A 2933-nucleotide genomic window follows, 5' to 3' on the forward strand; every position below is an offset into this window, starting at 1 on the left:
AGTACGGCGAGGGCGACCGCTTCCTGGGCATCCGCGTCCCCGCCGTGCGCAAGCTCGTCCGCGAATTCCGGGGCACGCCGCTGGACGAGGTGGCGGTGCTCCTGCGCTCCGCGTGGCACGAGGCGCGGCTGACGGCCCTGCTGCTGCTCGTGGACGCGTACGCCCGCGGAGACGCGGCCACGCGCGAGGCCGTCTACCGGCTCTACCTGTCGAGCACGGCGTTCATCAACAACTGGGACCTGGTGGATACGTCGGCGCCGCACGTCGTGGGCGCGCACCTGGCGGAGGGGGACCGGACGGAGCTGGAGCGGCTGGCGCGGTCAGCGTCGCTGTGGGAGCGGCGGATCGCCATGCTGGCCACGCAGCACTTCATCCGGCGCGGCGAGTTCGGCACGGCGCTGCGGATCGCGGAGATGCTGGTGGGGGACGGGCACGACCTCATCCACAAGGCCGTGGGATGGATGCTGCGGGAGATCGGCGACCGCGACCGCGCGGCGGAGGAGGCGTTCCTGCGCCGCCACCTGCGCACGATGCCGCGGACGATGCTGCGCTACGCCATCGAGAAGTTCCCGCCCGACCTGCGCCGGGCCTACCTCAAGGGCACGATCGGCTCCTGAACGGAAAACCCCAACGACATTTCTCACGCAGAGCCGCAGAGGACGCAGAGGACTTCATCGCGCGGTGAAGTACTCTGCGCCCTCTGCGCTCTGCGTGAGAATGCAGTTTTTTCTTTCAGCTCCACCACATCTTCACGGCCACGAGGCCCAGGAACACGGCAAACGCGCGCCGCAGGGCCACGGGCGACAGCGTCTGCGCGTACTTGGCACCGAAATAAGCGCCGATGGCCAGCCCCACGGCCAGGCACAGCGACGCGATCACGTTCACGTGGCCCTGCTTGTAGTACTGCCACGCCCCCAGCGCCCCCACGGGCAGCAGCAGCGCGGCCAGCGACGTGCCCGTCGCCATCGTGGGCTGCAGCCGCGCCACGAAGATGAGCGCCGGCACGATCAGCACGCCCCCGCCAATGCCGAAGAGCCCCGAGAGCACACCGGCCGCCAGGCCGATGAGGAGAAAGATGACGATGGACACGGCGAAACGTCCGGCTGGAGTGATGCGCGATGGTCAGCCCTCGCCCAGGCGGCGATAGGCGCGCGCAAAGTACAGCAGCGGATCGCGTTCCGCACCCAGCACTACCCGCTCCACCTCGCCGATGACGATGCGGTGGTCCCCGCCCGGGTGCGTTTCCCGCAGCCGGCAGACAAGCGAGACGAGCGCGCCCGCCAGCACGGGGTCGCCCTCCGCGGGAAAGGGGCTGGGCTCCAGCGCCATCTTCTGCGCGTAGGCGCTCGCCGTCCGACGGTCGTCCTCGCCCAGCAGGTTGACCGTAAAGCGGCCTTCCTCCTCCACCACGTACAGCACGGCCGCGTCGTTCCCCAGGCACGCCAGGACGAGGGGCGGATCCGCCGAGACGGGGGTGAACGCCGTGGCCGTCACGGCCTCCACGTCCCCGCCCTGCCCCGCGGCCACGACGGCCACGCCGCTGGCCCAGTGCGCCATGGCCTCGCGGTACGCCGCCGCCGTCACGCCCCCGGACGGCTCGTCCGCCCCGCCCATGCGAATGCTGGCCTGGATGGGTCGCGCCATCTGCCGCTCCTCTCCGGTACGCTCAGTGTCCCGCCGCCGCCGTGGCCGCGTCCGCCGCGTCGGCGTCCGGGCGCCGCATCTCGGGGACGAGCCACGCCAGCACGGCCGTCACGGCCGCGAACGCCACGATCCCCCAGAACACCACGTGCAGCGCCTGCGACAGGCCGTCGCGCAGCAGCGCCATCACCTCCGGGGAGAGCGGCTGGCGCGGGCCCTCGCCCATCAGCGCCTCGATGCTGTCCAGCGACACGCGGCCCTCCAGCCCCTCGCGGCGCAGGTAGCCGGCCATCATCAGGTTCAGCACGCCGCCAAAGAGCGCCGCGCCCAGCGCCTGCCCCAGGATGCGCATCAACATGTTGCTGGCCGTGGCCACGCCGCGCTGCGTCCACGCCACGCTCGTCTGGATGGCGACGATGAAGGTGGTGTTCAGCAGCCCCAGCCCCACGCCCACGAGAAACGAGCCGATCCCCGACGGCACCGCGCCGCGGGCCGAGAGCAGCGCGATGAGCAGCGTGCCCAGCAGCACGCACACACCGCCGGCGCGCACCAGCCGCCGCACGCCCAGCTGGACGATGCGGTGCCCGGCCATGAACGCCGAGATGGGCCAGCCCAGCGTCATGGCCGACAGCGCGAAGCCCGCCAGCAGCGCCGATCCGCCCAGCACGCCCTGCACGAACGTGGGGAGGAAGGTGATCACGCCGATCATCATGATGCCGGACGTGAGCGTGGCCAGGTTGGCGTTGCGGATGAGGGGGCTGCGCCACAGCTCCACGTGCATCAGCGGGTCCGGCGCGCGGCGCTCCTGGCGGATGAAGAGGACGAGCGCGATCACGGCCACGGCGAACAGGGGCACCACCCGCGCCGCGCCCCAGGTGCTGGCCTGGGTGAGCGCCAGCATCAGCGGCCCCACGCACGCCAGCAGCAGCACGGCGCCGGGATAGTCGATGCTGCGCCGCTCCGCCTGCACGCCCTCGTGCAGGTACAGCGCGACGAGCGCGATGGCCGCCACGCCAAAGGGCAGGTTCACCCAGAAGATCCACGGCCAGCCGATGCTGTGCACCACCAGGCCACCCGCCAGCGGGCCCACGATGGACGACAGTCCCCACACGCTGCTCATGTAGCCCTGGATGCGGCCCCGCTCCTCGATGGAGTACAGGTCGCCGGCCAGCGTGGTGGTGATGGGCTGCACGGCCCCGGCGCCCAGGCCCTGGAGAAAGCGGAAGCCCACGAGCATGCCCATGGACGACGCGAACCCGCACAGGATGGAGCCGATGAGAAAGACCACCACG

4 protein-coding genes are annotated in these 2933 nt (G+C 71.4%); 1 reads left to right on the forward strand and 3 read right to left on the reverse strand.

Annotated features, from left to right (window positions below):
• Window positions 1–617 (forward strand): DNA alkylation repair protein (locus VFZ20_RS29675; RefSeq protein ID WP_329687585.1); only part of this gene is annotated, 617 nt, incomplete at its 5' end.
• A gap of 115 nt (window positions 618–732) precedes the next feature.
• On the opposite strand, the gene VFZ20_RS29680 is transcribed toward VFZ20_RS29675, so the two are convergent.
• The 3 genes from VFZ20_RS29680 to VFZ20_RS29690 all read right to left on the reverse strand — a co-directional run.
• Window positions 733–1089: a sulfite exporter TauE/SafE family protein gene (locus VFZ20_RS29680; protein ID WP_329687586.1), complete on the reverse strand. Its 357-nt coding sequence runs from the start codon at window positions 1087–1089 to the stop codon at window positions 733–735.
• Window positions 1090–1122: 33 nt separating this feature from the next.
• Window positions 1123–1644 (reverse strand): flavin reductase family protein, encoded by a 522-nt coding sequence (locus VFZ20_RS29685; protein ID WP_329687587.1) that lies wholly within the window; start codon window positions 1642–1644, stop codon window positions 1123–1125.
• Between the two features lie 22 nt (window positions 1645–1666).
• On the reverse strand, window positions 1667–2933 hold a 1267-nt coding region (locus VFZ20_RS29690; RefSeq protein WP_329687588.1), incomplete at its 5' end, for an MFS transporter.

It is taken from the genome of Longimicrobium sp. (assembly GCF_036280135.1).
Classification (GTDB): Bacteria; Gemmatimonadota; Gemmatimonadetes; order Longimicrobiales; family Longimicrobiaceae; genus Longimicrobium.

Excerpts from the sequence above, each read along its gene's own strand:
- VFZ20_RS29685 (WP_329687587.1), bottom strand. The coding sequence starts at position 1,644 with ATGGCGCGACCCATCCAGGCCAGCATTCGCATGGGCGGGGCGGACGAG.